A 26,554-nucleotide genomic window follows, 5' to 3' on the forward strand; every position below is an offset into this window, starting at 1 on the left:
GGGTCACAGGTTCGAATCCCGTCGTAGCCACCATATTCAGGACGTATCGATACGCATCGATAATTCCGAAACAATTTGTTGGGGTATCGCCAAGCGGTAAGGCACCGGATTCTGATTCCGGCATTCCGAGGTTCGAATCCTCGTACCCCAGCCACTTAAATGCAAAAAAGCTCACTTCGGTGAGCTTTTTTGCTATTGGCGTCCTGACACGCTTACGCAGTACTGACTGCCGGGCAGGCGCTCTCCACTACGCCCCTGCCCGGGAAGCCGGTTTTACAAGCCTAAGGCATACTTCAGCGCCTGACGCTTCAACACCCCGGCGCGTTCAGCCGCCATCAGGCCAATATTACGCAGCATCCGCACCGGCGCCAGGTCATTGCTGAAACCGGCATAAAACAAATCCATCCCCGACTGCATGATAAAATTATCCGCTCGCCGCCGCGCCTGGTAGCGCTTCAGCACCAGCAGGCTGGCCCAGTCTTCGCCTCGACCGCGCGCTTCCGCCAGGATCTCCAGCAGGGCATCCACATCGCGGTAGCCAAGGTTAACCCCCTGCCCCGCCAGCGGATGAATGGTATGCGCCGCATCGCCCACCAGCGCCAGGCCGGGCTGGACATACTGCAGCGCATGACGCCGGGTGAGCGGAAAAGCGCCGGCCGCCTGCGGCGTCACACGACCCAGCCGCGCCGGAAAGTGACTGGCGATCTCCTGCTGGAGTTGCGCCATGGTCATGCCCTGCAGCTGACGGATCCGCGCAGGCGTGTCGTACCAGACCAGCGAGGCCCAGTGGTCGAACAGCGGCAGGAAGGCGCGCGGCCCGCTGGGGGTAAACTGCTGCCAGGTGCTGTCGCCGGGATCGTCGGCGCATTCGACGCTGATCAGCATACAAGACTGCTGATACTGCCAGGCGTGTACGCCGATGCCGGCCATCTCCCGCACCTGAGAATTGGCGCCGTCGGCGCCGATCACCAGCCGGGCGTGGATCGCCTCTCCCTCGCGTAAATGCAGCACGGTATGCGCCTCGCCGCGCTGCATCGCCTCCAGTTCGCTACCAACGCGCAGGGTGACCCCTTCATGCGCCGCCAGCGCTTGCCAGAGGCCCCATTGCAGGACCTTGTTCTCGACCATGTAGCCCAGCTCCGGCAGTTTGAGCTCAGCGGCGTCAAAGGCGACGTGCGCGCTCTCCCACTCCCAGGTCTCCAGACGACGATAAGCGTGGACGCGCATCGCCCGTACGGCATCCCAGACGCCGAGGCTCTTCAGCAGGCCGACCGAAGCTGCGCTGATAGCCGAGATCCGCACATCCGGGGCGGATGCCGGATCGAAAGCCGGAGGCGCCGTTTTCTCAAGCACCGTCACGGTAAATCCCTGTTGCGCCAGCCCCAACGCCAGGGCGCCGCCGACCATGCCGCCGCCCACGATGGCGACATCTGTTGCGTGAATTGTCATGGCTATTATCCTTAAAGCAGAATCCGTTAAGTTTACCGGATTTTTTGTTCCCTTGCGGTGATAACGCTCGCACTGGTCAGGGGGCGACCAAAGCATTACAATACGCGCCCTGGAAAGCGAAATTCACCCTGTATATATCCCCGCGTTTTGGATATCTATTACTGAGCATGAGCAAGTCAATGACAAAAAAACTCCATATTAAAACCTGGGGCTGTCAGATGAACGAGTATGATTCATCAAAGATGGCCGATCTGCTGGATGCGACACATGGGTATCAACTGACCGAAGTGGCGGAAGAAGCAGATGTGCTGTTGCTCAATACCTGCTCAATTCGTGAGAAGGCCCAGGAAAAAGTTTTCCATCAGCTCGGACGCTGGAAGCTGCTGAAAGAGAAAAACCCGGACCTGATTATTGGCGTTGGCGGCTGCGTGGCCTCCCAGGAAGGCGACCATATTCGTCAGCGCGCACACTATGTCGATATTATTTTCGGGCCGCAAACCCTGCACCGCCTGCCGGAGATGATTAACGCCGTGCGCGGCAACCGCAGCCCGGTGGTTGATATCAGCTTCCCGGAAATTGAAAAATTCGATCGCCTGCCAGAGCCGCGCGCCGACGGCCCGACCGCCTTTGTTTCGATTATGGAAGGTTGCAACAAATACTGCACCTACTGTGTGGTGCCGTACACCCGCGGAGAAGAGGTCAGCCGTCCGTGCGACGATATCCTGTTTGAAATCGCCCAGCTGGCGGCGCAGGGCGTGCGTGAGGTTAATCTGCTGGGCCAGAACGTTAACGCCTGGCGCGGTGAGAATTACGACGGCACCACCGGCAGCTTTGCCGATCTGCTGCGTCTGGTCGCCGCTATCGACGGCATCGACCGTATTCGCTTCACCACCAGCCACCCGATCGAATTTACCGACGATATCATCGAGGTCTATCGCGATACGCCGGAACTGGTGAGCTTCCTGCACCTGCCGGTGCAGAGCGGTTCTGACCGGGTTCTGAATCTGATGGGACGCACCCATACCGCGCTGGAGTACAAAGCGATTATTCGCAAGCTGCGTGAGGCGCGCCCGGATATTCAGATAAGCTCTGACTTTATTGTCGGCTTCCCTGGCGAAACTACAGACGATTTCGAAAAGACGATGAAGCTAATCGCCGACGTCAATTTCGATATGAGCTACAGCTTTATCTTCTCCGCTCGTCCGGGCACCCCGGCGGCCGATATGGTCGATGACGTGCCGGAGGAGGATAAAAAGCAGCGTCTGTATATTCTGCAGGAGCGGATCAACCAGCAGGCGATGGCCTGGAGCCGTCGCATGCTCGGCACGGTACAGCGCATTCTGGTGGAAGGCACGTCGCGTAAGAGCCTGATGGAGCTTTCCGGGCGCACCGAGAACAACCGCGTGGTCAACTTCGAAGGTACGCCGGATATGGTCGGTAAATTCGTCGATGTTGAAATCGTCGATGTTTACACCAACTCGCTGCGCGGCAAAATCGTGCGTACCGAGGCGGAGATGGGTCTGCGTATCGCTGAATCACCTGAATCAGTGATTGCCCGCACCCGTAAAGAGAACGATCTTGGCGTGGGTATCTATCAGCCGTGATCCCTTCAGGCCTGTCGGTTCCGGCAGGCCTTGTAATTCCTCTCTCCGTCCCTATATCTACAGCAATGCTTGCGCCATTTTCCTGTGACGTAAATAATTTCCTGATTAGCCGGCCACGCGCCGCGTCCGGCCACCTGCGTAAAGAGGAACAGTTTGAACATAGACACTCGTGAAATTACCCTGGAGCCAGCGGATAACGCACGCCTGTTAGCCTTGTGCGGCCCGTTTGACGACAATATCAAACAGCTGGAGCGTCGGTTAGGCATTGAGATCAACCGCCGTGACAATCACTTTAAACTGACCGGACGCGCTATTTGCGTACACGCCGCCGCCGATATTCTGCGCAGCCTGTATGTCGATACGGCGCCGATGCGCGGTCAGATTCAGGATATTGAGCCGGAGCAGATCCATCTGGCGATCAAAGAGGCGCGCGTGCTGGAGCAGAGCGCCGAGAGCGTGCCGGAGTACGGGAAAGCCGTCAATATCAAGACCAAGCGCGGGGTGATCAAACCGCGTACGCCGAACCAGGCGCAGTACATCGCCAATATCCTCGATCATGACATCACTTTCGGCGTGGGTCCGGCGGGGACGGGTAAAACCTATCTGGCGGTGGCGGCGGCGGTCGATGCGCTGGAGCGTCAGGAGATCCGCCGTATTCTGCTGACCCGTCCGGCCGTCGAGGCTGGCGAAAAGCTCGGCTTCCTGCCCGGCGATCTGAGCCAGAAAGTCGACCCATATCTGCGCCCGCTGTATGACGCGCTGTTTGAGATGCTCGGCTTTGAGAAAGTGGAGAAGCTGATTGAGCGTAACGTCATCGAAGTGGCCCCGCTGGCCTATATGCGCGGACGAACGCTGAATGACGCCTTTATCATTCTTGATGAAAGCCAGAACACCACCATTGAACAGATGAAGATGTTCCTGACCCGCATCGGCTTTAACTCCAAGGCGGTGATCACCGGCGATATCACGCAGATTGACCTGCCGCGCAGCACCAAATCCGGTCTGCGCCACGCCATCGAAGTGCTGGCCGAAGTCGATGAGATCAGCTTCAACTTCTTCCATAGCGAAGACGTGGTGCGCCATCCGGTGGTTGCCCGCATCGTGAACGCCTATGAGGCGTGGGAAGCCGCAGACCAGAAACGTAAAGCAGAACTGGCCGCCGAGCGCAAACGCGAAGCCCAGGAACAGGAGCAAAAATGAGTCAGGTGATCCTCGATTTACAGCTGGCCTGCGAAGAGACCAGCGGCCTGCCGGACGAAGCCCTTTTTCAGCGCTGGGTCGATGCCGTCATTCCGCCATTTCAGGAGGAGTCAGAGTTAACGATTCGTCTGGTCGATGTTGCAGAAAGCCACGAGCTGAACCTGACCTACCGCGGCAAGGATAAGCCGACCAACGTCCTCTCCTTCCCGTTTGAAGCGCCGCCGGGGATTGAAATGCCGCTGCTCGGCGATCTGATCATCTGCCGTCAGGTGGTGGAGCAGGAAGCCAGCGAGCAAGGTAAACCGCTGGAGGCGCACTGGGCGCATATGGTGGTGCACGGCAGCCTGCATCTGCTGGGCTACGATCATATCGAAGACGACGAAGCGGAAGAGATGGAAGGCCTTGAAACAGAGATAATGCTTGCTCTGGGCTATGAGGACCCGTACATTTCCGAGAAGATTGCTGAATAGCCCCCTGCCGGATGGCGGCGCTTGCGCCGCATCCGGCCGCTGTTCCTGCATTTTGCCAGCCTGAACGTCAGGCAACCCATGCCGTCCGGCGCTGAGTTTACGCGCGACGAGCGACAGTTAAATCAACATGAGAACCCAAACGACGCCATGAGCGACGACAATTCACACAGTAGTGACACAGTAAACAGCAAAAAGGGATTTTTCTCCCTGTTACTCAGCCAGCTTTTTCACGGGGAACCGAAAAACCGTGATGAACTGCTGGCGCTGATCCGTGATTCCGGGCAGAACGATCTTATCGATGAAGATACGCGTGACATGCTCGAAGGGGTAATGGATATCGCCGACCAGCGGGTCCGCGACATTATGATCCCCCGTTCACAAATGATAACCCTGAAACGTAACCAGACGCTGGACGAGTGCCTGGATGTCATTATCGAATCCGCCCACTCGCGTTTCCCGGTCATCAGTGAAGATAAAGATCACATCGAAGGGATTCTGATGGCCAAGGATCTGCTGCCGTTTATGCGCAGCGACGCCGAAGCCTTCAGCATGGAAAAAGTGTTACGGCCGGCGGTTGTCGTCCCGGAAAGCAAGCGGGTCGACCGCATGCTGAAAGAGTTTCGCTCACAGCGCTACCATATGGCGATCGTTATTGACGAATTCGGCGGCGTCTCCGGCCTGGTGACCATCGAGGATATCCTTGAGCTCATCGTCGGGGAAATTGAAGACGAATACGACGAAGAAGAAGATATCGATTTCCGCCAGCTGAGCCGCCACACCTGGACGGTGCGCGCTCTGGCCTCCATCGAAGACTTCAACGACGCCTTCGACACGCACTTCAGCGATGAAGAAGTGGATACCATTGGTGGGCTGGTGATGCAGGCCTTTGGTCATCTGCCAGCCCGCGGCGAATCTATCGACATTGATGGTTACCAATTCAAGGTGGCAATGGCAGATAGCCGTCGTATCATTCAGGTGCATGTAAAGCTGCCCGATGACGCTCCCCAGCCGAAGCTGGAAGAGTAAGCCGCGGCGCTGAAGGTCACAGCCAGCCGGGAGACAGACCGTGGGCGATCCCCGGCTGTCCCCTCCCCCTGCTGGCAAACAGCATAGCCTGTGGCAACAGGCGTTAATTTACGGGACGATTAGCCTAAATGGTATTTGCCTCTCTTCTTGAACGCCAGGGCGTACGTCTGCTGCTGGCGCTGCTATTCGGAGCCAGCGGAACGCTGGCTTTTTCACCTTATGACTTCTGGCCGGCAGCTATCGTTTCGCTGATCGGTCTGCAGGCGTTGACCCTCAACCGACGCCCGCTGCAAAGCGCCGGGATCGGCTATTTCTGGGGATTCGGGCTGTTTGGCACCGGTATCAACTGGGTCTATGTCAGCATCGCGCAATTCGGCGGTATGCCAGGTCCGGTTAACGTCTTCCTCGTCGTTCTGCTGGCGGCCTATCTCTCGCTCTATACCGGCCTGTTTGCCGGCCTGCTCTCCCGGCTGTGGCCCAAAACCAGCTGGCTGCGGGTGGCTATCGCCGCTCCCGTCGTCTGGCAAATCACCGAGTTCCTGCGCGGCTGGGTGCTGACCGGCTTCCCATGGCTGCAGTTCGGCTATAGCCAGATCGACGGCCCGCTGAAAGGTCTCGCGCCGGTGATGGGCGTCGAGGCGATCAACTTCCTGCTGATGATGGTTAGCGGCCTGCTGGCCCTGGCCCTCGTCCAGCGTAACTGGAAGCCGCTGGCTATTGCCGCGCTGCTGCTCGCCCTGCCGTTCCCGCTGCGCTATATCCAGTGGTATCAGCTGCTGCCGGAGCGCGCGACCCAGGTCTCGCTGGTGCAAGGCGATATCCCACAGGCCATGAAGTGGGACGAGAAGCAGCTGGTCAACACCCTGAAAACCTACCTGGCGCTGACCCAGCCGCATATCGGCCACTCGCAGCTGATTATCTGGCCCGAGTCGGCGATCCCGGATCTGGAGATCAACCAGCAGCAGTTCCTCAGCATGATGGACGATCTGCTGCGCGCAAAAGACAGTTCGCTGATCACCGGCATTGTCGATGCGCGTCTCAATAAGCAGAACCGCTACGATACCTACAACACCATCATTACCCTCGGTAAAGATAACCCGTACCGCTACGACTCGACCAACCGTTACAACAAGAATCATCTGGTGCCGTTCGGTGAGTTTGTGCCGCTGGAATCGATTCTGCGTCCGCTGGCGCCGTTCTTTGACCTGCCGATGTCCTCCTTCAGCCGCGGCCCCTACGTGCAGCCGCAGCTGATGGCGCATAACCTGAAGCTGACCGCCGCCATCTGCTACGAGATCATCCTCGGGGAACAGGTACGCGATAACTTCCGGCCGGATACCGACTTCCTGCTGACCATCTCCAACGACGCCTGGTTCGGTAAGTCCATCGGTCCGTGGCAACACTTCCAGATGGCGCGGATGCGCGCCCTGGAGCTGGCCCGCCCACTCCTGCGCAGCACCAACAACGGCATTACTGCGGTGATCGGCCCGCGCGGCGAGATCCAGAAGATGATCCCGCAGTTTACCCGCGAGGTGTTGACCACCACCGTGACGCCCACCAGCGGCTTAACCCCTTACGCCCGCACCGGCAACTGGCCGCTATGGGCGCTGACGGCGCTGTTAGGCTTCGCTGCGCTACTGATGAGCCTGCGTCAGCGTCGCCGATAAGTTTCTCCGCCGGCGACGCCCGTCGCCGGCATTTTTTCTCCCCGCGCCAGCCATCCTGGCACAGTCATTGCTTTATTCTCCCTGGTAGCGCCATCGTCCGACCCAGTGCAACCGGGTTGCACCATAAACGTTCGGCGGTCGCGCTATTTTGGTGCAATAGAAGATCTTTGCCTCCCATTGGTGCGGAGCACTTCGCAAAAATAAACAATAAAACAGCAAAATCTTTACATTAAGCCAAACTAAATGCTAACAAACACATACAAATGCGGCACGTGGACGCGTGCCTCGAATAACAACACACACAATCACAATGGGTATCAATAGCGCCGCTGACGCTACGGATAAGGAGTTGGATATGCAATTACGTAAACTGGCCGCCGCAATGCTGGTCATGGGTGTGACCGCCGGTCTGGCACACGCAGAAGATGCCGCCCCGGCGGCAGGCCAGAGCACCCTGGATAAGATCGCCAAAAATGGGGTTATCGTTGTCGGCCATCGTGAATCTTCAGTCCCGTTCTCTTACTACGATAACCAGCAGAAGGTTGTGGGCTACTCTCAGGACTACTCCAACGCCATCGTTGATGCCATCAAGAAAAAGCTGAACAAGCCGGACCTGCAGGTCAAACTGATCCCTGTCACCTCGCAGAACCGTATCCCGCTGCTGCAGAATGGCACCTTTGATTTCGAGTGCGGCTCAACCACCAACAACCTTGAGCGCCAGAAACAGGCGGCCTTCTCCGATACCATCTTCGTGGTCGGCACCCGTCTGCTGGTGAAGAAAGGCGGTCCGATCAAAGATTTCCCGGACCTGAAGGATAAAGCGGTCGTTGTCACCTCCGGAACCACCTCAGAGATCCTGCTGCATAAGCTGAACGATGAGAAAAAAATGAATATGCGCATTATCAGCGCCAAAGATCATGGCGACTCTTTCCGCACCCTGGAAAGCGGACGCGCCGTGGCCTTTATGATGGATGACGCTCTGCTGGCCGGCGAACGCGCCAAGGCGAAGAAACCGGATAACTGGGAAATCGTCGGCACCGCACAGTCGAAAGAAGCCTATGGCTGCATGCTGCGTAAAGACGATCCGTCGTTCAAAGCGCTGGTCGATGAAACCGTTGCTCAGGCCCAGACCTCTGGCGAAGCGGCGAAATGGTTTGATAAATGGTTCAAAAATCCAATTCCGCCGAAAAACCTTAACCTGAACTTCGAACTGTCTGACGACATGAAAGCGCTGTTCAAATCACCTAATGACAAAGCACTGAACTAATTATAACAACCAGGGGCGGGATATCCTGCCCTCCCGATGATTGTCACAGCACGGACAGACTATACGGTGGCTGGTCGTTCCCCAGCCGCCGCGAATACCGAAACAAGCTGGACAACCGTCTTCGAGGGTAGCAATGGCTACCCTTTTTTTTCCAGGAGTCATGTATGTCAATAGACTGGAACTGGGGGATATTCCTGCAACAGGCCCCCTTCGGCAACACTACCTACCTGGGCTGGCTGTGGAGCGGTTTTCAGATAACCGTCGCCCTCTCCATCTCGGCCTGGATCATCGCTTTTCTCGTCGGCTCACTGTTTGGCATTTTACGCACGGTCCCCAATCGCTTCCTCTCGGGCATTGGCACCTGCTATGTCGAACTGTTTCGCAACGTGCCGCTGATCGTGCAGTTCTTTACCTGGTACCTGGTGGTGCCGGAATTCCTGCCGGAAAATATCGGCATGTGGTTTAAATCGGAGCTGGACCCAAACATTCAGTTCTTTGTCTCCTCCATGCTGTGCCTGGGGCTGTTTACCGCCGCCCGCGTTTGCGAGCAGGTACGCGCCGCCATTCAGTCGCTGCCGCGCGGGCAGAAGAACGCCGGTCTGGCGATGGGCCTGACCCTGCCGCAAACCTACCGCTACGTGCTGCTGCCGAACGCCTACCGCGTTATCGTGCCGCCGATGACCTCGGAAATGATGAACCTGGTGAAAAACTCGGCCATCGCCTCCACCATCGGTCTTGCCGATATGGCCGCGCAGGCGGGCAAACTGCTGGACTACTCCGCTCATGCCTGGGAGTCTTTTACGGCCATCACCCTGGCCTACGTCTTCATCAACGCGGTGATTATGCTGATTATGTATGTGGTCGAGCGTAAGGTTCGCCTGCCTGGCAATATGGGAGGCAAATAATGTACGATTTTGACTGGAGTTCGATCGTTCCGTCTATGCCCTATCTGCTGGCAGGGCTGGTGATCACCCTGAAGATTACGGTGATCGCCATCGTGGTCGGTATCGTCTGGGGCACCCTGCTGGCGGTGATGCGCCTGTCCAGCTTTCTGCCGCTGGCCTGGTTTGCTAAAACCTACGTTAACGTATTCCGTTCTATCCCGCTGGTGATGGTCCTGCTGTGGTTTTACCTGATTGTTCCGGGCTTCCTGCAGAATGTGCTGGGGCTGTCGCCGAAAACGGATATTCGCCTGATCTCGGCGATGGTGGCCTTTTCGATGTTCGAAGCCGCCTACTACTCAGAGATTATCCGCGCCGGCATCCAGAGCATCTCCCGCGGCCAGTCCGGCGCCGCGTTGGCGCTGGGGATGACCCACTGGCAGTCAATGCGGCTGGTGATCCTGCCGCAGGCCTTCCGCGCCATGGTGCCGCTGCTGCTTACCCAGGGGATCGTCCTGTTCCAGGATACCTCGCTGGTGTATGTATTGAGCCTCGCCGACTTCTTCCGTACCGCCTCCACCATTGGTGAGCGCGACGGAACCCAGGTCGAAATGATCCTGTTCGCGGGCGGCGTCTATTTTGTGATTAGCCTCAGCGCCTCGCTGTTGGTCAGCTGGTTGAAGAAAAGGACTGTGTAATGATTACCCTGAAAAACGTTTCAAAATGGTATGGTCACTTTCAGGTGCTGACCGATTGCTCCACGGAAGTGAAAAAAGGTGAAGTCGTGGTGGTCTGCGGGCCGTCAGGCTCCGGTAAATCCACGCTGATTAAAACCGTAAACGGCCTTGAGCCTGTGCAACAGGGGCAGATTATCGTCGACGGCACCGTGGTTAACGATAAAAAGACCAACCTGGCTAAACTGCGCTCGCACGTCGGAATGGTCTTTCAGCATTTTGAACTGTTCCCTCATCTGTCGATTATCGACAACCTGACGCTGGCGCAGGTCAAAGTGCTTAACCGCGATAAAGCATCAGCGCGCAAGAAAGGCCTCAAATTGCTGGAGCGCGTTGGCCTGGCGGCGCATGCGGAAAAATATCCGGCGCAGCTCTCCGGTGGTCAGCAGCAGCGCGTGGCCATTGCCCGTGCCCTGTGTATGGACCCGATCGCTATGCTGTTTGATGAGCCCACCTCAGCGCTTGACCCGGAGATGATTAACGAGGTGCTGGACGTCATGGTCGAACTGGCCAACGAGGGGATGACCATGATGGTCGTGACCCATGAAATGGGTTTTGCCCGCAAGGTGGCGAACCGGGTGATCTTTATGGATGAAGGGAAGATTGTCGAAGATGCCGATAAAGAAGCCTTCTTTGCCAATCCGCAATCCGATCGCGCCAAAGATTTCCTCGCCAAAATTCTGCATTAATCGTTATTCGCTGCGCATACCGCCCGGTATGCGCAGCTTATCTTTCCCGCCATATTATTCTTCAATATTATTTATGTGGCCGGTTATCGCTACTATCATTTACGTACCAAATAAACCTCAGTGATAAAAGCTGAACTTATTTATTAAATTGATCAATTCATAAAGAATTCACTAATGAATTCGTGGATCTGCTTCACTACCGCCGCTAGCATATAACGCCTCGTAACAGGTTCGTTGCACGATTATTTTATTAATTGAATATAATATTCTTGCCTGACCTCGCCTGCGCGAAATAAAGGCCATCAATATTCTCTGCCGCACGCAGAATAACGGATGCGCCACCGAACCAATGAAACAAATGGATATTGCTTCATGTTAATTCGATCTCGCACGCTCACCGGGCTACTGTTTATCACTCTGGCGGGCACCTCAGCCGCCGGGGCCGCACAGTTGACCACCTCGGCTCACCAGACGGAACAGGATAAAGCCCGCCAGGAGGCGCTGGCTCCGCAGCAACAGGACTTTCAGTCTTCACAACAGCGCGTGGCGCCGCAGGGTATCCCTTTCCCTGAGGAAACGCATTGTAAATTGATCAACCGGGTCGATATCGACTCCGATAACCAGGCGCTCACCCGGAAATTACTGGCGAAAACCGCGCAGCAGGCGCAGGGCCGCTGCCTCGGCAGCGAAGGTATTCGCCTGCTGGCCTATACCTTGCAAAACGAGCTGATTGCGCAAGGCTACATCACCTCCCTGATTGATGTGCCCTCCCAGTCGCTGGAGCAGGGCATGCTCAGGTTGACGCTGCACTATGGCAAAGTGGGCGCTATCGGCTATGCCGACGGCTCGGACACCACCCGCCTGTGGAATTCACTGCCAACCTCTTCCGGCACAATCCTGCGCTTAAGCGATCTTGAGCAGGGGATGGCCAATCTGCAGCGTCTGCCCGGCGCCACGGCGCACATGAAACTGCTGCCAGGCCAGCACGAGGGAGAAAGCGATATCCAGATTGCCCGCAGCCTGGCGAAAAAATGGCAGCTTGGCGCCTGGCTTGACGACGCCGGCAGCAAAGCCAGCGGCCGCTACCAGGCCGGCGGCGCCCTCTATCTCTATGACCTGACCACCCTCAACGATATCCTGTACCTTTCCGGCGGGGGCGATATTGAATTCAATCAGCATAACGACGGCAACCACAACGGCAGCCTGTATTACTCCATCCCCTTCGGCTACTGGACACTCAGCGCCTACGGGGCATACAGCCAGTATCGCCAGCAGTTTAACGGCAACTGGTCGACGATGGATTATAAGAGTAAAAATCGCTACTACAGCGCCACGCTGAGTCGTCTGCTCTCCCACACCCGGCAGCAAAAAACCACCGCCGACCTGCGGATCGCCAAGAGTACCTCGCATTATTACTTCGGCGGCAGTGAGTTACAGGTGATGCGCAAGCAGACACCCGCCTGGGAGTTCACCCTCAACCACCAGCACTACTTTAACAAAAAGATTGTTGATGCCAGCATCGGCATCCAGCGCAGCCTGCCGTGGCTCAGCTCAACGCCAACGCCGGAGGAAAAGGCCGGGTTATACAGCCCGCTGTCACGGATCGTGCATGGTAATCTGCAGGCGCTAATGAAATTTGACGCCACCGGCGACAAATTTACCTGGGCTCCCCGCTTGAGCGCCCAGTTCAGCCCGGACAAACTCGCTTCCGATAATAAATTCAATATTGGTAGTCGCTGGAGCGTGCGCGGTTTTGACGGTGAAAACAGCCTGTCCGGCAATCAGGGATGGTACTGGCGCAACGATTTTATCTGGGATCTGCCCAGCAGCGAGCGGCAATTCTATCTGGGCGCGGATGTGGGTCGCCTTATTGGCGCCGATCTGTATCAAAAAGGCAAAGTCCTTTCCGGCGCCGTCAGCGGCCTGCGCGGCGAGCTATGGTCAACGCAATACGATCTGTTTATTAGCACCCCGCTCAGTAAACCAGATAAGTTTCATAGCGACGCTCTGAATATGGGCTTTTCATTACAGTGGAGGTATTAATTCAATCATTATCGATTCTTTCAGCTACGTTGTTTATTAATCTTAATTTAAAGGAATAAATAAAATGTTTAAGTTTAAAGCTTCTTATGTCGCGCTGGCGGCAGTATTAACCTCGTCGGTGGTGTATGCCGACCCGACCAGCTATACGCACTCTTCCGGCGCCACGGTTATTGATATTGAAAAGCCGAACGCCGCCGGCGTCTCCCATAACCTGTACCGCGACTTCAACGTTGGCACCAATGGCACCATCCTCAATAACAGCGGCGACGATGTCAGCCACAGCACCTTTGGCAATATCGCTCGTAACAATAATCTGACCGCCGGCAGCGCCTCGGTGATTTTGAACGAGGTCACCTCTAAAAACGCCAGTAGCCTGAAGGGCTTTATCGAAGTTAACGGTCAGAAAGCGGACGTGGTGATCGCCAACCCGAACGGCATAACCTGCTCCGGCTGTAGCTTTGTCAATACCAACAAGGCCATCCTGACCACCGGTAAGGTTAATATGACCGACGACGGGGCCATCGGCAGCTATACCGTATCGGGCGGCACCCTCACCATCGGCGAAAATGGCATGAACGCCGCTAACGGCTACGCGGTTCTGCTCGCCGACGCGATTAAGATTAACGGTAAAGTACAGGCCAATAATGCCCTGGTCAGCGCAGGTCGCTTCACCATGGATAACAGCTCTGGCGCGATAACCTCTGCAGGTAAACAAGCGACGCTTATCGAAATGACGATCAACCCGCAGTACAGCATCGACGTCAGCAGCCTTGGCGGCATCACCGCCAACAGCATCAGCATGGTCGGCAATAACATCGGCTTTGGCGTACGTAACCAGGGCTCCATTGTCGCTAACAGCACGCTGCAGCTCACCAGCAACGGTAACCTGCTGAACAAAGGGACAATAACGGGCAAAGGTTTGCTGAGCCAGGTTTCCACCGCCACGGGGATCACCAATGACGGCAGCATCGCCGGCGCTTATTACTTAATGCTTTCCAGTGGGAGCTCTATCGTCAATACTGGATCGCTCACCGGCGGCCAGCTGATTGCCTCCGCCAACAGTAACATCACGAGCTTTAAATCCGGTTCGATCACCGGCACCAACGGTTTAACGCTGACCAGCGGCGGGAAAATCAGCAACGAGGAAAAATCCTCATTGCTGTCAAATAACCAGATTTCCATCACGGCGATGGGCGATTTCTTCAATGAAGGCAAAATCAGCGCCAAAAATACCAGCCTGACGTTTGTTGGCGACAGCTTTAAAAACACCGGCAACATTAACTCTACCGGCCAAACCACCATTCAGTCGCTTAAGCAGGATGGCAGCGCAAACAGCGGGGAAATCTATAACCTCGGTAATATCACAGGCGAAAATATCAACCTGCAGACCAACGGTACGCTGGCGCAAAGCACCAGCGGTCGCATGGAAGCCACCAATGCCATTACCGCCCACAGCTACTGGCTGAATCAAAATGGTTATATGAAGGCGGCCGATATCACCACCGATCATGGCGTGGTAAGCAACAATGGCACTATCAATGCAAAGAATATTTCAATCACGACCTACTCAGATATCACCAACGAAGGGCAGATCAGCAGCACCGGCGACCTGACCTTAAATACCAAAAATAAAGGCGCGATCTACAACTATTCCACCCTCAGCGCGGGCGGCAATATGACGTTAACCGCCACCAAAGTGGTCAATGGTGGTAAAAGTTGCGGCATACTGGGCCTGGCGAAATGCGGCGTCGGGACCTTAACCGCCGATAAACTGGTACTCAACTCATCGCAGAAATATGTTAGCGACATGGGTGGGAAACAGTATTTCAAGAGCACCGAAGTCAACACCGTGAAATAAGACAAACCACGATGCGCGAAGCCTCGCGCATCGTTTTCGCACCGCTTAGGGTTCGAAGGGCCGACGCTGGAACTGATCGTGGCCACACTTCGGACAGCGCGGCAGCACGTCCGGGGTATACACTGCCAGGTGATAGTGACACTTCTCGCAGACCAGATTGCCCAGGCCGACCACCTCACCGCTGTGGTACACGCCGTGGTGATTCAGATCCTGAAAGACTTCGCGCCACTCGAGCTGCGTTTTGTCGGTGATATCAGCCAGTTCCTGCCACAGGCTCTCTTTGATCACCCGCATAAACACGCTGTCGCTCTCGTCTTCATGACTCTCTTCGTAGCTGCGGGCAAACTCCTCGAGATCGCGTTTTACTGCCGCAATCACCGACTCGATCTCGCTCTGCGTGAGATCGCCGGCGCGGGCGATTTTTTCCCGCGCCTGTGTCACCAGCGCGTCGATATCGCGCTCTCCATGGCGGAGCCGTTCGCTGAGCGAGGAGACCAGTTCACGGTAATATTGAGCAACCTTGTTCATCATTTCGCCTCCGGTGTGGTTAACGTCTTCTGATAATAGACCTTATTCCTCTCCCGCTGTGTCTGACAAGCCACAGAGTCGCGAAATAATCAGCGCGGCTTTTGCCGATGTTAATGTGCGAAAGGCTGTTTTGACGGGGGCGTTTGGGCTATGCTATGCCGATCTGAAATAACACATCCATTGGCTACATTTTGTAGCTGTATTGAAAACAGGACCACTGGCTGCCATGCAAGAGCAATACCGCCCGGAAGAGATAGAATCGAAAGTCCAGCTTCACTGGGACGAAAATCGTACATTTGAAGTAACTGAAGACGAGAGCAAAGAGAAGTATTACTGCCTGTCGATGCTTCCTTATCCTTCTGGTCGACTACACATGGGTCACGTGCGGAACTACACCATCGGCGACGTGATTGCCCGCTACCAGCGTATGCTGGGCAAAAACGTCCTGCAGCCGATTGGCTGGGATGCGTTTGGTCTGCCGGCGGAAGGCGCGGCAGTGAAAAACAACACCGCGCCAGCACCGTGGACCTACGACAACATCGCCTACATGAAAAACCAGCTCAAAATGCTGGGTTTTGGCTATGACTGGAGCCGCGAGCTGGCGACCTGCACCCCGGAATACTACCGCTGGGAGCAGAAGTTCTTCACCGAGCTGTACAAAAAAGGGCTGGTATACAAGAAAACCTCCGCGGTGAACTGGTGCCCGAACGACCAGACCGTACTGGCCAACGAACAGGTTATCGACGGCTGCTGCTGGCGCTGCGATACCAAAGTCGAGCGTAAAGAGATCCCGCAGTGGTTTATTAAAATCACCGCCTACGCCGATGAACTGCTGAACGATCTGGATAAACTGGATCACTGGCCAGACACCGTAAAGACCATGCAGCGCAACTGGATCGGCCGTTCCGAAGGGGTGGAAATCTCCTTTGACGTCAACAACTACGCCGATAAGCTGACCGTCTACACCACCCGTCCGGACACCTTTATGGGCTGCACCTACCTGGCTGTCGCGGCGGGTCACCCGCTGGCGCAGCAGGCTGCAGCGAACAATCCGGCGCTGGCTGCCTTTATCGACGAATGCCGTAATACCAAAGTAGCCGAAGCCGACATGGCGACGATGGAGAAAAAAGGCGTCGATACCGGGTTTAAAGCCATTCACCCGCTGACCGGCGAAGAAATTCCTGTCTGGGCGGCAAACTTCGTGCTGATGGAATACGGCACCGGCGCGGTCATGGCCGTTCCGGGTCACGACCAGCGTGACTATGAGTTCGCCAGCAAGTACGGTCTGAACATCAAGCCGGTTATCCTCGCCGCTGACGGCAGCGAGCCGGATCTCTCCGCGCAGGCGCTGACCGAGAAAGGCGTCCTGTTTAACTCCGGCGAGTTCAGCGGCCTCGATTATGAAGCCGGCTTCAACGCCATTGCCGACAAACTGGCAGCCATGGGCGTAGGCGAGCGTAAAATTAACTACCGTCTGCGTGACTGGGGTGTGTCCCGTCAACGCTACTGGGGTGCGCCGATCCCGATGGTGACCCTGGAAGATGGCACCGTGCTGCCGACCCCGGAAGATCAACTGCCGGTGATCCTGCCGGAAGATGTGGTCATGGACGGCATCACCAGCCCGATCAAAGCCGATCCTGAATGGGCGAAGACCACCGTTAACGGTCAGCCGGCGCTGCGTGAAACCGACACCTTTGACACCTTTATGGAATCCTCCTGGTACTATGCGCGCTACACCTGCCCGCAGTATCAGGAAGGGATGCTGGATTCGAAAGCGGCCAACTACTGGCTGCCGGTAGATATCTACATCGGCGGTATCGAACACGCCATCATGCACCTGCTCTACTTCCGCTTCTTCCACAAGCTGATGCGCGACGCGGGCATGGTCAACTCCGATGAGCCGGCGAAGCAGCTGCTGTGCCAGGGCATGGTGCTGGCTGACGCCTTCTACTATGTAGGCGAAAACGGCGAACGTAACTGGGTTTCCCCGGTTGACGCCATCGTTGAGCGCGACGAAAAAGGCCGCATCGTGAAAGCGAAAGACGCGGCAGGCCATGAGCTGGTGTACACCGGCATGAGCAAGATGTCCAAGTCGAAAAACAACGGCATCGACCCGCAGGTGATGGTTGAGCGTTATGGCGCGGATACCGTGCGTCTGTTCATGATGTTTGCGTCCCCGGCGGATATGACCCTCGAGTGGCAGGAATCTGGCGTTGAAGGGGCTAACCGCTTCCTGAAACGCGTCTGGAAACTGGTCTACGAGCACACCACCAAAGGGGACGTTGCGGCATTGAACGTGGCGGCGCTGAGTGAAGATCAGAAAGCGCTGCGTCGCGATATTCACAAAACGATCGCCAAAGTGACCGATGACATCGGCCGTCGTCAGACCTTCAACACCGCCATCGCGGCGATCATGGAGCTGATGAACAAGCTGGCGAAAGCGCCGCAGGAAGACGAACAGGATCGTGCCCTGATGCAGGAAGCGCTGCTGGCGGTGGTGCGTATGCTGAACCCGTTCACCCCGCACGCCAGCTTCACCCTGTGGCGCGAGCTGAACGGCGAAGGCGATATCGACAACGCGCCGTGGCCGGTGGCGGATGAAAGCGCGATGGTGGAAGACAGCACCCTCGTCGTCGTCCAGGTCAATGGCAAAGTTCGTGGTAAAATTACCGTTGCGGTAGATGCAACTGAAGAGCAGGTCCGCGAGCGTGCCGGCCAGGAGCATCTGGTCGCGAAATATCTCGACGGTAAAACCGTGCGTAAAGTGATTTACGTTCCGGGTAAACTGCTCAATCTGGTCGTTGGCTAAGCGCGGGAGGAAGCGTGCGATATCTGGTAACAATGTTGTTATCCCTGGCGGTGCTTGTCACCGCCGGCTGTGGCTGGCATCTGCGTAGCACTACGAAGGTGCCCACCACCATGAAAACCATGATTCTTCAGTCGAGCGATCCGAACGGACCGTTAAGTCGCGCGGTACGTAATCAGCTGCGTCTTAATGGCGTGGACCTGATCGACGCCAGCACGCTGCGTAAAGATGTTCCTTCTCTGCGCCTCGATGGTTCGTCGATTCAGAAAGATACCGCCTCGGTGTTCCAGGATGGTCGTACCGCGGAATATCAGATGGTCATGACCGTTCATGCCAGCGTCCTGATCCCGGGTCACGATATCTATCCGATTACCACCAAGGTCTATCGTTCGTTCTTCGATAACCCGCAGGCGGCGTTAGCGAAAGACGCCGAGCAGGATATGATTATCCAGGAAATGTACGACAAAGCGGCGGAACAGCTGATTCGTAAGCTGCCGAGCGTGCAGGTTGCAGATGTTGAAGCAACCCAGCAGGAAGAGAAACCGGTCGCCGGCAGCACGGCACCGGCTTCCTCGGGTAACCGCGTATCCACCACTCTGGGTCAATGATGATTCGGTTGTACCCGGAACAACTCCGCGCGCAGCTCACTGAAGGGCTGCGCGCGGCCTATCTGCTGCTTGGCAACGATCCCCTGCTGTTGCAGGAAAGCCAGGACGCCATTCGCGAAGCCGCTGCCGCCCAGGGCTTTACCGAGCACCACACCTTCACCATCGATAACAGCACCGACTGGCAGGCGATTTTCGCGTTAAGCCAGGCGTTGAGTCTGTTCTCCAGCCGGCAAACGCTGCTGCTAATCCTGCCGGAAAACGGCCCTAACGCGGCGATCAACGAACAGCTGGCGACCCTGATCGGCCTGCTGCACGACGACCTGCTGCTGATAGTTCGCGGGAATAAGCTGACCAAAGCCCAGGAGAATGCCGCGTGGCTTACCGCCCTGGCGCAGCGGGCCGTCCAGGTCAGTTGCCAGACGCCGGAATACGCGCAGCTGCCGCGCTGGCTGGCCGCCCGGGCCAAACAGCATCAGCTGCAGCTCGACGACGCGGCCAGTCAGCTGCTGTGCTACTGTTACGAAGGTAATCTGCTGGCGCTGGCGCAGGCGCTGGAGCGTCTGGCGCTGCTCTGGCCGGACGGTAAGCTGACCCTGCCCCGGGTTGAGCAGGCGGTAAACGATGCCGCCCACTTTACCCCTTACCATTGGGTCGATGCGCTACTGGCAGGCAAAAGCAAGCGCGTGCTGCATGTTCTGCAACAGCTCCGCCTTGAAGGCTGCGAGCCGGCGATCCTGCTGCGTACGCTACAGCGGGAGCTGCTGCTGCTGGTCACGCTCAAACGCCAGTCGACGCACACGCCGCTGCGCTCGCTGTTTGATAAACATCGGGTCTGGCAAAATCGCCGTCAGCTGCTCAGCGATGCCCTCGCCCGACTGAGCGGGGAACAGTTGCGCCAGGCGGTGACCCTCCTGACCCGCGCGGAACTGACCTTTAAACAGGATTACGGGCACGACGTCTGGCCCGAACTGGAAAGTCTTTCGTTGTTGCTCTGCCACAAAGCCCTGGCGGACGTTTTTATTGATGGTTGATATGACTCAGTTACAGGCAATCTATGGCGGCACCTTCGATCCGGTGCATTATGGTCACCTCAAGCCGGTCGAGATCCTGGCGAATCAGATTGGCCTGAGCAAGGTCATCATCATGCCTAACAACGTCCCGCCGCACCGTCCCCAGCCGGAAGCCACCAGCGCCCAGCGCGTGCATATGCTTAAGCTGGCGATTGCCGATAAACCGCTGTTCACGCTCGACGAACGCGAGTTGCAGCGTGACACCCCCTCCTGGACAGCAGACACGCTGCAGGCATGGCGGCAGGAGCAGGGGTCAGAAAAACCGCTGGCGTTTATCATCGGCCAGGATTCGTTGCTCACCTTCCCCACCTGGCACCGCTATGAAACCATCCTTGATAACGTTCATCTGATCGTCTGCCGCCGTCCGGGTTACCCGCTGACCATGGCGCACGACGCGGATCAGCAGTGGCTGGACCGTCACTTAACCCACGACGTAGAGCGCCTGCATAACCGCCCCGCCGGGGCCATCTACCTGGCGGAGACGCCGTGGTTCGATATCTCGGCGACGATTATCCGCCAGCGCCTCGAGCGCGGGGAATCCTGCGCCGAGATGCTGCCGGCCACCGTGCTGGACTACATCCGCGAGCAGGGACTCTATTGCTGACCCCGGACTGGGCCCGACGCTAAAAAAGCGCTATCGTAGCGCCACGTCTCCACCGCCTGTCTGAGCATCATCATGAAATTATGGTTAGTTCGCCACGGCGAAACCGAAGCCAACGTTGCCGGGTTATACAGCGGCCACGCCCCCACTCCTCTGACGCCGCGCGGCGTCGCCCAGGCGCGAGCGCTCGGCGAACGGCTGCGGGCAGTACCTTTCGACAAAGTCATCTGTAGCGAGCTGGCGAGAACCGGGACAACGGCCGATCTGCTGCTTGGCGATCGCCATATCCCGCGTGAGTGCCATGCCACGCTCAATGAAATGTTTTTCGGCGACTGGGAGATGCGTCATCATCGCGACCTTCAGCGAGAGGATGCGGAAAACTATGCCGCGTGGTGTGCTGACTGGCAGCACGTGGCCCCCACCAACGGCGAAAGCTTTCAGAATTTTGCCCGCCGCGTCAGCGAATTCACCACAACGCTGGCCGACTACCGCCATCTTGACCACCTGCTGATTGTCGGCCATCAGGGCGTCCTGAGCCTGCTGACGGCCCTGCTGTTGCAGATGCCCGCGGCGGCGATGTGGCATTTCCCGATTGCCCATGGCGCCTGGAGCCTCCTCGATATGCGCGACGATTTCACCACCCTGCGCGTATTAAATAGCCAGGCCGTCTGGCAGCCGCAAGAAGAATTCCCGCCAGACCATTGACAGGCCAGAGCAGGCTGCTATTCTCCGCTGCCGGGCAGCATCCGCCACAGCATGTTTGCAGAAATTGTTTTACAAAAATGGCGATGCAATCCGCGGCGAGGGATGGGATGATACCCCGCCACGAACGCCTGCCGACAGACATTTCACCCGACTTTTTCATCAGTTCAGGTATACTGTCAGGCTCTTTATCATTATCAATCTTCATGCACCCAGGGGGAACACTTGCAGGGTAAAGCACTCCAGGATTTTGTTATCGACAAAATTGATGACCTGAAAGGTCAGGACATCGTCGCCATTGATGTACATGGCAAATCCAGCATCACCGATTGCATGATTATCTGCACCGGCACCTCTACCCGTCACGTGATGTCCATCGCTGACCACGTGGTTCAGGAATCCCGCGCCGCCGGCATGCTGCCGCTGGGCGTTGAAGGGGAAGCCGCCGCCGACTGGATCGTCGTCGACCTCGGCGACGTGATGGTTCACGTCATGCAGGAAGAGAGCCGTCGTCTGTACGAGCTGGAAAAACTCTGGAGTTAATGCGTGAAGTTGCAGCTGGTGGCCGTTGGCACCAAAATGCCGGACTGGGTACAGACCGGCTTTAGCGAGTATCTGCGCCGTTTTCCCAAAGATATGCCGTTTGAACTGGTGGAGATCCCCGCCGGTAAACGCGGCAAGAACGCCGATATCAAGCGCATCCTCGAAAAAGAGGGTGAGATGATGTTGGCCGCTGCCGGTAAGAACCGTATCGTGACCCTGGATATTCCGGGAAAACCATGGGATACGCCGCAGCTGGCGCGCGAACTGGAACGCTGGAAACAGGACGGGCGCGACGTCAGTTTGCTGGTAGGCGGCCCGGAAGGCCTCTCTCCAGCCTGTAAAGCAGCGGCGGAACAGAGTTGGTCGCTCTCCACCCTCACCTTACCTCACCCGCTGGTGCGCGTACTGGTGGCCGAGAGTCTGTATCGGGCGTGGAGCATTACCACCAACCACCCGTACCACCGTGAGTAATGATGATCAGGGTAGACTAAGCAGCGAATGAAATTACAGAATTCTTTCCGCGACTATACGGCTGAATCCTCGCTGTTCGTGCGCCGGGCGCTGGTCGCTTTTTTGGGGATTTTGCTGCTTACCGGCGTTCTGGTCGCCAACCTGTACAATGTGCAAATCGTTCGCTTCAATGACTATCAGACGCGTTCGAACGAAAACCGCATCAAGCTGGTACCGATCCCGCCGAGCCGCGGCATTATTTACGATCGCAACGGCACCCCGCTGGCGCTTAACCGCACCATTTATCAGCTGGAGATGATGCCGGAGAAAGTCGATAACGTGCAGCAGACGCTGGATGCGCTGCGTGACGTCGTCGATTTAACCGACGATGATATCGCCGGCTTCAAAAAGGAGCGCGCACGCTCCCATCGCTTTACCTCGATTCCGGTAAAGGTCAACCTCAGTGAAGTGCAGGTTGCCCGCTTTGCCGTCAACCAGTACCGCTTTCCCGGCGTGGAAGTCAAAGGCTACAAGCGTCGTTATTATCCCTATAACTCGGCGCTGACGCACGTCATTGGCTACGTCTCAAAAATTAACGATAAAGACGTCGACCGCCTCGACAAAGAAGGCAAGCTGGCTAACTACGCCTCGACCCACGACATCGGTAAGCTGGGTATTGAGCGTTATTATGAGGATGTCCTGCACGGTCAGACCGGCTACGAAGAGGTTGAAGTGAACAACCGCGGCCGCGTCATTCGACAACTGAAAGAGGTGCCGCCGCAGGCCGGACGCGATATCTACCTCACTCTCGATCTCAAGCTGCAGCAGTATATCGAAACCCTGCTGGCCGGTAGCCGTGCCGCCGTGGTGGTCACCGATCCGCGTACCGGCGCCGTTCTGGCGCTGGTATCTACGCCAAGCTATGACCCGAACCTGTTCGTCGACGGCATCTCCAGTAAAGATTACTCCGGCCTGCTCAACGATCCGAACACGCCGCTGGTCAACCGCGCGACGCAGGGGGTCTACCCGCCGGCGTCAACGGTAAAACCGTACGTCGCCGTCTCGGCGCTGAGCGCCGGGGTGATCACCCGCAATACCAGCCTGTTCGACCCAGGCTGGTGGCAGCTGCCTGGCTCCGATAAACGCTATCGTGACTGGAAAAAATGGGGCCACGGCCACCTGAACGTCACCAAAGCGCTGGAGGAGTCTGCGGATACCTATTTCTATCAGGTCGCCTATGACATGGGCATCGATCGCCTCTCTGAGTGGATGAGCAAGTTTGGCTACGGCCACTACACCGGTATCGACCTTTCTGAAGAGCGCTCGGGCAACATGCCAACCCGCGAATGGAAGCTCAAGCGCTTCAAGAAACCCTGGTACCAGGGGGACACCATTCCGGTGGGCATCGGTCAGGGGTACTGGACTGCCACCCCCATCCAGATGAACAAGGCGCTGATGATCCTGATTAACGACGGGGTGGTGAAAGTGCCGCACCTGCTGCAAAGCACCGTGGAAGACGGCAAGCCCGTTCCGTGGGTTCAGCCGCATGAGCCGCCGGTGGGCGACATCCATTCCGGCTACTGGGAAATCGCCAAAGACGGCATGTTCGGCGTGGCCAACCGCGGCAACGGCACCGCGCACAAATATTTCGCCAGCGCGCCGTATAAGATCGCGGCCAAGTCCGGTACCGCCCAGGTGTTCGGCCTGAAGGCCAACGAAACCTATAACGCGCACCGCATCTCTGAACGTCTGCGCGACCATAAACTGATGACGGCGTTTGCGCCTTATAACAACCCTCAGGTTGCCGTGGCGATGATCCTGGAAAACGGCGGCGCCGGCCCGGCGGTCGGCACCATTATGCGACAAATCCTTGATCACATTATGCTGGGCGATAACAACACCACGCTGCCAAGCGAAAACCCGGCGGTCACCGCAGGGGAGGATCAATAATGACGGACAATCCGAACAAAAAATCGCTGTGGGATAAAATCCATCTTGACCCCACCATGCTGCTGATCCTGCTGGCGCTACTGACCTACAGCGCGCTGGTTATCTGGAGCGCCAGCGGTCAGGACGTCGGCATGATGGAACGTAAAATCGGCCAGATCGCCATGGGCGTGGTGATCATGATCGTCATGGCGCAGATCCCACCGCGGGTCTATGAAGGCTGGGCGCCCTATCTTTATATTTTCTGTATTATTCTGCTGGTGGCCGTTGATGCTTTCGGCGCTATCTCCAAAGGGGCGCAGCGCTGGCTGGATCTCGGTATCGTCCGCTTTCAGCCGTCGGAGATAGCGAAAATCGCCGTGCCGCTGATGGTCGCGCGCTTTATTAACCGCGACGTCTGTCCGCCGTCGCTGAAGAACACCGCGATTGCGCTGGTGCTGATCTTCCTGCCGACCCTGCTGGTGGCAGCGCAGCCCGACCTCGGCACCTCGATTCTGATCGCTCTCTCCGGGCTGTTTGTGCTGTTCCTTTCCGGTCTAAGCTGGCGTCTTATCGGGATCGCCGTGGTGCTGGTCGCCGCCTTTATTCCGATCCTGTGGTTCTTCCTGATGCATGACTATCAGCGCCAGCGCGTGATGATGCTCCTCGATCCGGAAACCGACCCGCTGGGCGCCGGCTATCACATTATTCAGTCTAAAATTGCCATTGGTTCCGGCGGTCTGCGCGGCAAAGGCTGGCTGCACGGCACGCAGTCGCAGCTGGAGTTCCTGCCGGAACGCCACACCGACTTTATCTTCGCCGTGTTGGCCGAAGAGCTGGGGCTGATTGGTGTGCTGATCCTGCTGGCGCTCTATATTTTGCTGATCATGCGCGGGCTGTGGATTGCCGCCCAGGCGCAAACCACCTTTGGCCGGGTCATGGCCGGTGGTTTAATGTTGATTTTATTCGTTTATGTCTTCGTAAATATTGGTATGGTGAGTGGTATTTTACCGGTGGTGGGCGTACCGTTGCCGCTGGTGAGCTACGGGGGCTCCGCCCTGATCGTATTGATGGCCGGGTTTGGTATCGTGATGTCGATCCATACCCACAGAAAAATGTTGTCGAAAAGCGTTTAAAGGGGTTTGCAATGCGTAAGCAATGGCTGGGGATCTGCATAGCAGCGGGGCTGCTGGCGGCATGTTCGAGTGATGACGTGCAACAAAAAACGGTCAGTACTCCACAGCCGGCCGTCTGTAATGGCCCGACGGTTGAGATCAGCGGCGCCGATCCGCAGTATGAAACGCCGAACGCCACGGCGAATCAGGATTATGAGCGCGACGGTAAAAGCTATAAAATCGTTCAGGATCCGGCCAACTTTACGCAGGCTGGTTTTGCGGCGATCTATGACGCGGAACCTAACAGTAACCTGACCGCCAGCGGCGAAACCTTCGATCCGACCCAGTTGACCGCGGCGCACCCCACGCTGCCAATCCCGAGCTATGCGCGGATCACCAACCTCGCTAACGGCCGCATGATCGTCGTGCGGATTAACGATCGCGGCCCGTATGGTAACGATCGCGTTATCTCGCTCTCCCGTGCGTCTGCTGACCGTCTGAACACCTCGAACAACACCAAGGTGCGTATCGACCCCATCATCGTTGCGCCTGACGGTTCGCTTTCCGGTCCGGGAATGGCCTGCACCACCGTCGCCAAACAGACGTACGCCCTGCCCGCCCGACCGAATCTGGACGGCGGTGACGCCACAGGTATGAACCAGCCTGCGCCTGCCGACGTTCGCCCGATCAGCAACAGCACGCTGAAGCCGGAAGACAGCGTCGGCGCGCCGGTGAACAGCGGCGGTTTCCTCGGCGCCCCGACGCCGCTGAACAGCGGCGTGCTGGAGAGTAGCGAGCCGGCAGCCACGACCGCCGCCACTGCGGCCCCTGCTGCTGCCGTCGCGACGCAAACGGCTCCCGTCACCGCGCCAGGCTCCATCCAGGGTAGCGTAGCGGCGACAGCGGCCACTGCCGCGACCGCCAGCGCCGTTGCCGCCTCCTCTACCGCCACCTCCAGCGCCAGCGGTAATTTTGTCGTCCAGGTTGGCGCAGTGAGCGACCAGGCGCGGGCGCAGCAGTATCAGCAGCGCCTGAGCCAGCAGTTCTCGGTGCCAGGCCGGGTCACGCAAAACGGCGCGGTATGGCGTATTCAGCTGGGCCCGTTTGCTGATAAGGCGCAGGCCAGCGCCGTTCAGCAGCGCCTGCAAAGCGAAGCGCAGCTGCAGTCCTTTATTACTCGCGCCAACTAAACGCCGCGGGCAGCCCGTTCACCTTGCGCATGTAAAAGTCATTAACAAACTCATGCGCAATGTCGGATGCTGGCCCGCAGAGCATTTGCTATAGTAAGGCACTTTTTTTAACTCCATCACGGATGCC

Annotated in this window: 23 protein-coding genes and 1 tRNA gene; 22 read left to right on the top strand and 2 right to left on the bottom strand. The window is 57.2% G+C overall.

Annotated elements, in window-relative coordinates; translation table 11 throughout:
- Positions 1-79: 79 nt before the first annotated feature.
- A tRNA-Gln gene (locus HMPREF3142_RS21410) sits at positions 80-154 on the top strand.
- Positions 155-273: 119 nt separating this feature from the next.
- Here HMPREF3142_RS21410 and ubiF read toward each other — a convergent pair.
- Positions 274-1,449 carry a 3-demethoxyubiquinol 3-hydroxylase gene (ubiF, locus tag HMPREF3142_RS21415; RefSeq protein ID WP_032739319.1) on the bottom strand — a complete coding sequence of 392 codons (1,176 nt, stop codon included), beginning with the start codon at positions 1,447-1,449 and terminating at the stop codon, positions 274-276.
- Between the two features lie 179 nt (positions 1,450-1,628).
- Here ubiF and miaB point away from each other — a divergent pair, with 179 nt between their 5' ends.
- From miaB to HMPREF3142_RS21470, 11 genes are all read left to right on the top strand, one after another.
- The gene (miaB, locus tag HMPREF3142_RS21420; RefSeq protein WP_012542448.1) at positions 1,629-3,053 is read left to right on the top strand and encodes a tRNA (N6-isopentenyl adenosine(37)-C2)-methylthiotransferase MiaB; all 1,425 of its coding nucleotides are present in this window, start codon (positions 1,629-1,631) and stop codon (positions 3,051-3,053) included.
- Positions 3,054-3,206: 153 nt separating this feature from the next.
- Positions 3,207-4,253 carry a PhoH family protein gene (locus HMPREF3142_RS21425; RefSeq protein ID WP_008805649.1) on the top strand — a complete coding sequence of 349 codons (1,047 nt, stop codon included), beginning with the start codon at positions 3,207-3,209 and terminating at the stop codon, positions 4,251-4,253.
- Entirely contained in the window at positions 4,250-4,723 is a 474-nt protein-coding gene (gene ybeY / locus HMPREF3142_RS21430; RefSeq protein ID WP_002894722.1) for an rRNA maturation RNase YbeY, read from the top strand. Before HMPREF3142_RS21425 ends, ybeY begins: the two co-directional genes overlap by 4 nt.
- Before the next feature lie 147 nt (positions 4,724-4,870).
- On the top strand, positions 4,871-5,749 hold the full coding sequence (corC, locus tag HMPREF3142_RS21435) for a CNNM family magnesium/cobalt transport protein CorC (protein WP_004197606.1): 879 nt from the start codon (positions 4,871-4,873) through the stop codon (positions 5,747-5,749).
- A 128-nt stretch (positions 5,750-5,877) separates the two neighbouring features.
- Entirely contained in the window at positions 5,878-7,416 is a 1,539-nt protein-coding gene (lnt, locus tag HMPREF3142_RS21440; RefSeq protein WP_070612540.1) for an apolipoprotein N-acyltransferase, read from the top strand.
- 355 nt (positions 7,417-7,771) lie between these two features.
- Positions 7,772-8,683, top strand: coding sequence for an amino acid ABC transporter substrate-binding protein (locus HMPREF3142_RS21445; RefSeq protein WP_012542450.1), 912 nt, complete (start codon positions 7,772-7,774; stop codon positions 8,681-8,683).
- A gap of 164 nt (positions 8,684-8,847) precedes the next feature.
- A complete protein-coding gene (locus HMPREF3142_RS21450; protein WP_002894709.1) occupies positions 8,848-9,588 on the top strand; it encodes an amino acid ABC transporter permease in 741 nt (246 codons plus the stop codon).
- Entirely contained in the window at positions 9,588-10,262 is a 675-nt protein-coding gene (gene gltK / locus HMPREF3142_RS21455; RefSeq protein WP_012542451.1) for a glutamate/aspartate ABC transporter permease GltK, read from the top strand. The genes HMPREF3142_RS21450 and gltK overlap by 1 nt, the downstream gene beginning before the upstream one ends.
- Positions 10,262-10,987 (top strand): amino acid ABC transporter ATP-binding protein, encoded by a 726-nt coding sequence (locus HMPREF3142_RS21460; RefSeq protein WP_008805645.1) that lies wholly within the window; start codon positions 10,262-10,264, stop codon positions 10,985-10,987. The genes gltK and HMPREF3142_RS21460 overlap by 1 nt, the downstream gene beginning before the upstream one ends.
- Positions 10,988-11,359: 372 nt before the next feature.
- Positions 11,360-13,030 carry a ShlB/FhaC/HecB family hemolysin secretion/activation protein gene (locus tag HMPREF3142_RS21465; RefSeq protein ID WP_070612542.1) on the top strand — a complete coding sequence of 557 codons (1,671 nt, stop codon included), beginning with the start codon at positions 11,360-11,362 and terminating at the stop codon, positions 13,028-13,030.
- A 64-nt stretch (positions 13,031-13,094) separates the two neighbouring features.
- Positions 13,095-14,888 carry a filamentous hemagglutinin N-terminal domain-containing protein gene (locus HMPREF3142_RS21470; protein WP_070612544.1) on the top strand — a complete coding sequence of 598 codons (1,794 nt, stop codon included), beginning with the start codon at positions 13,095-13,097 and terminating at the stop codon, positions 14,886-14,888.
- Positions 14,889-14,933: 45 nt separating this feature from the next.
- Here HMPREF3142_RS21470 and HMPREF3142_RS21475 read toward each other — a convergent pair whose 3' ends face one another.
- Positions 14,934-15,416, bottom strand: coding sequence for a zinc ribbon-containing protein (locus HMPREF3142_RS21475; RefSeq protein WP_032691348.1), 483 nt, complete (start codon positions 15,414-15,416; stop codon positions 14,934-14,936).
- 226 nt (positions 15,417-15,642) lie between these two features.
- Here HMPREF3142_RS21475 and leuS point away from each other — a divergent pair, with 226 nt between their 5' ends.
- The 10 genes from leuS to rlpA all read left to right on the top strand — a co-directional run bounded on the left by leuS (position 15,643) and on the right by rlpA (position 26,427).
- A complete protein-coding gene (gene leuS, locus HMPREF3142_RS21480) occupies positions 15,643-18,225 on the top strand; it encodes a leucine--tRNA ligase (RefSeq protein WP_012542455.1) in 2,583 nt (860 codons plus the stop codon).
- 14 nt (positions 18,226-18,239) lie between these two features.
- Positions 18,240-18,830 carry an LPS assembly lipoprotein LptE gene (gene lptE / locus HMPREF3142_RS21485; RefSeq protein ID WP_008805640.1) on the top strand — a complete coding sequence of 197 codons (591 nt, stop codon included), beginning with the start codon at positions 18,240-18,242 and terminating at the stop codon, positions 18,828-18,830.
- Complete coding sequence (holA, locus tag HMPREF3142_RS21490; RefSeq protein WP_032691138.1) at positions 18,830-19,861, top strand: DNA polymerase III subunit delta; 1,032 nt, start codon at positions 18,830-18,832, stop codon at positions 19,859-19,861. Before lptE ends, holA begins: the two co-directional genes overlap by 1 nt.
- Complete coding sequence (gene nadD, locus HMPREF3142_RS21495) at positions 19,854-20,504, top strand: nicotinate-nucleotide adenylyltransferase (RefSeq protein WP_008805638.1); 651 nt, start codon at positions 19,854-19,856, stop codon at positions 20,502-20,504. The genes holA and nadD overlap by 8 nt, the downstream gene beginning before the upstream one ends.
- A 72-nt stretch (positions 20,505-20,576) precedes the next feature.
- The gene (locus tag HMPREF3142_RS21500; protein WP_016160489.1) at positions 20,577-21,206 is read left to right on the top strand and encodes an adenosylcobalamin/alpha-ribazole phosphatase; all 630 of its coding nucleotides are present in this window, start codon (positions 20,577-20,579) and stop codon (positions 21,204-21,206) included.
- A gap of 222 nt (positions 21,207-21,428) precedes the next feature.
- Positions 21,429-21,746 carry a ribosome silencing factor gene (gene rsfS, locus HMPREF3142_RS21505; protein WP_002894623.1) on the top strand — a complete coding sequence of 106 codons (318 nt, stop codon included), beginning with the start codon at positions 21,429-21,431 and terminating at the stop codon, positions 21,744-21,746.
- Between the two features lie 3 nt (positions 21,747-21,749).
- Complete coding sequence (rlmH, locus tag HMPREF3142_RS21510) at positions 21,750-22,217, top strand: 23S rRNA (pseudouridine(1915)-N(3))-methyltransferase RlmH (protein ID WP_002894620.1); 468 nt, start codon at positions 21,750-21,752, stop codon at positions 22,215-22,217.
- Positions 22,218-22,244: 27 nt separating this feature from the next.
- Positions 22,245-24,146, top strand: coding sequence for a peptidoglycan DD-transpeptidase MrdA (gene mrdA / locus HMPREF3142_RS21515; RefSeq protein ID WP_008805636.1), 1,902 nt, complete (start codon positions 22,245-22,247; stop codon positions 24,144-24,146).
- Positions 24,146-25,258, top strand: a complete 1,113-nt coding sequence (mrdB, locus tag HMPREF3142_RS21520) for a peptidoglycan glycosyltransferase MrdB (RefSeq protein ID WP_008805635.1) — start codon at positions 24,146-24,148, stop codon at positions 25,256-25,258. The genes mrdA and mrdB overlap by 1 nt, the downstream gene beginning before the upstream one ends.
- 11 nt (positions 25,259-25,269) lie before the next feature.
- Entirely contained in the window at positions 25,270-26,427 is a 1,158-nt protein-coding gene (rlpA, locus tag HMPREF3142_RS21525; protein WP_008805634.1) for an endolytic peptidoglycan transglycosylase RlpA, read from the top strand.
- Positions 26,428-26,554 lie beyond the last annotated feature (127 nt).

The sequence above is a fragment of the Klebsiella sp. HMSC16C06 genome, from assembly GCF_001808325.1.
Classification (GTDB): domain Bacteria; phylum Pseudomonadota; class Gammaproteobacteria; order Enterobacterales; family Enterobacteriaceae; genus Klebsiella; species Klebsiella variicola.

What these genes read in the sequence shown, in the direction of transcription:
- nadD (WP_008805638.1), top strand. Translation starts at nt 19,854, where the DNA reads ATGGTTGATATGACTCAGTTACAGGCAATCTATGGCGGCACCTTCGAT.
- leuS (WP_012542455.1), top strand. Translation starts at nt 15,643, where the DNA reads ATGCAAGAGCAATACCGCCCGGAAGAGATAGAATCGAAAGTCCAGCTT.
- mrdB (WP_008805635.1), top strand. Translation starts at nt 24,146, where the DNA reads ATGACGGACAATCCGAACAAAAAATCGCTGTGGGATAAAATCCATCTT.
- HMPREF3142_RS21500 (WP_016160489.1), top strand. Translation starts at nt 20,577, where the DNA reads ATGAAATTATGGTTAGTTCGCCACGGCGAAACCGAAGCCAACGTTGCC.
- HMPREF3142_RS21445 (WP_012542450.1), top strand. Translation starts at nt 7,772, where the DNA reads ATGCAATTACGTAAACTGGCCGCCGCAATGCTGGTCATGGGTGTGACC.
- ubiF (WP_032739319.1), bottom strand. Translation starts at nt 1,449, where the DNA reads ATGACAATTCACGCAACAGATGTCGCCATCGTGGGCGGCGGCATGGTC.
- HMPREF3142_RS21475 (WP_032691348.1), bottom strand. Translation starts at nt 15,416, where the DNA reads ATGAACAAGGTTGCTCAATATTACCGTGAACTGGTCTCCTCGCTCAGC.
- lnt (WP_070612540.1), top strand. Translation starts at nt 5,878, where the DNA reads ATGGTATTTGCCTCTCTTCTTGAACGCCAGGGCGTACGTCTGCTGCTG.
- holA (WP_032691138.1), top strand. Translation starts at nt 18,830, where the DNA reads ATGATTCGGTTGTACCCGGAACAACTCCGCGCGCAGCTCACTGAAGGG.
- mrdA (WP_008805636.1), top strand. Translation starts at nt 22,245, where the DNA reads ATGAAATTACAGAATTCTTTCCGCGACTATACGGCTGAATCCTCGCTG.
- miaB (WP_012542448.1), top strand. Translation starts at nt 1,629, where the DNA reads ATGACAAAAAAACTCCATATTAAAACCTGGGGCTGTCAGATGAACGAG.
- gltK (WP_012542451.1), top strand. Translation starts at nt 9,588, where the DNA reads ATGTACGATTTTGACTGGAGTTCGATCGTTCCGTCTATGCCCTATCTG.
- HMPREF3142_RS21465 (WP_070612542.1), top strand. Translation starts at nt 11,360, where the DNA reads ATGTTAATTCGATCTCGCACGCTCACCGGGCTACTGTTTATCACTCTG.
- HMPREF3142_RS21460 (WP_008805645.1), top strand. Translation starts at nt 10,262, where the DNA reads ATGATTACCCTGAAAAACGTTTCAAAATGGTATGGTCACTTTCAGGTG.
- rlpA (WP_008805634.1), top strand. Translation starts at nt 25,270, where the DNA reads ATGCGTAAGCAATGGCTGGGGATCTGCATAGCAGCGGGGCTGCTGGCG.
- HMPREF3142_RS21470 (WP_070612544.1), top strand. Translation starts at nt 13,095, where the DNA reads ATGTTTAAGTTTAAAGCTTCTTATGTCGCGCTGGCGGCAGTATTAACC.
- ybeY (WP_002894722.1), top strand. Translation starts at nt 4,250, where the DNA reads ATGAGTCAGGTGATCCTCGATTTACAGCTGGCCTGCGAAGAGACCAGC.
- corC (WP_004197606.1), top strand. Translation starts at nt 4,871, where the DNA reads ATGAGCGACGACAATTCACACAGTAGTGACACAGTAAACAGCAAAAAG.
- HMPREF3142_RS21450 (WP_002894709.1), top strand. Translation starts at nt 8,848, where the DNA reads ATGTCAATAGACTGGAACTGGGGGATATTCCTGCAACAGGCCCCCTTC.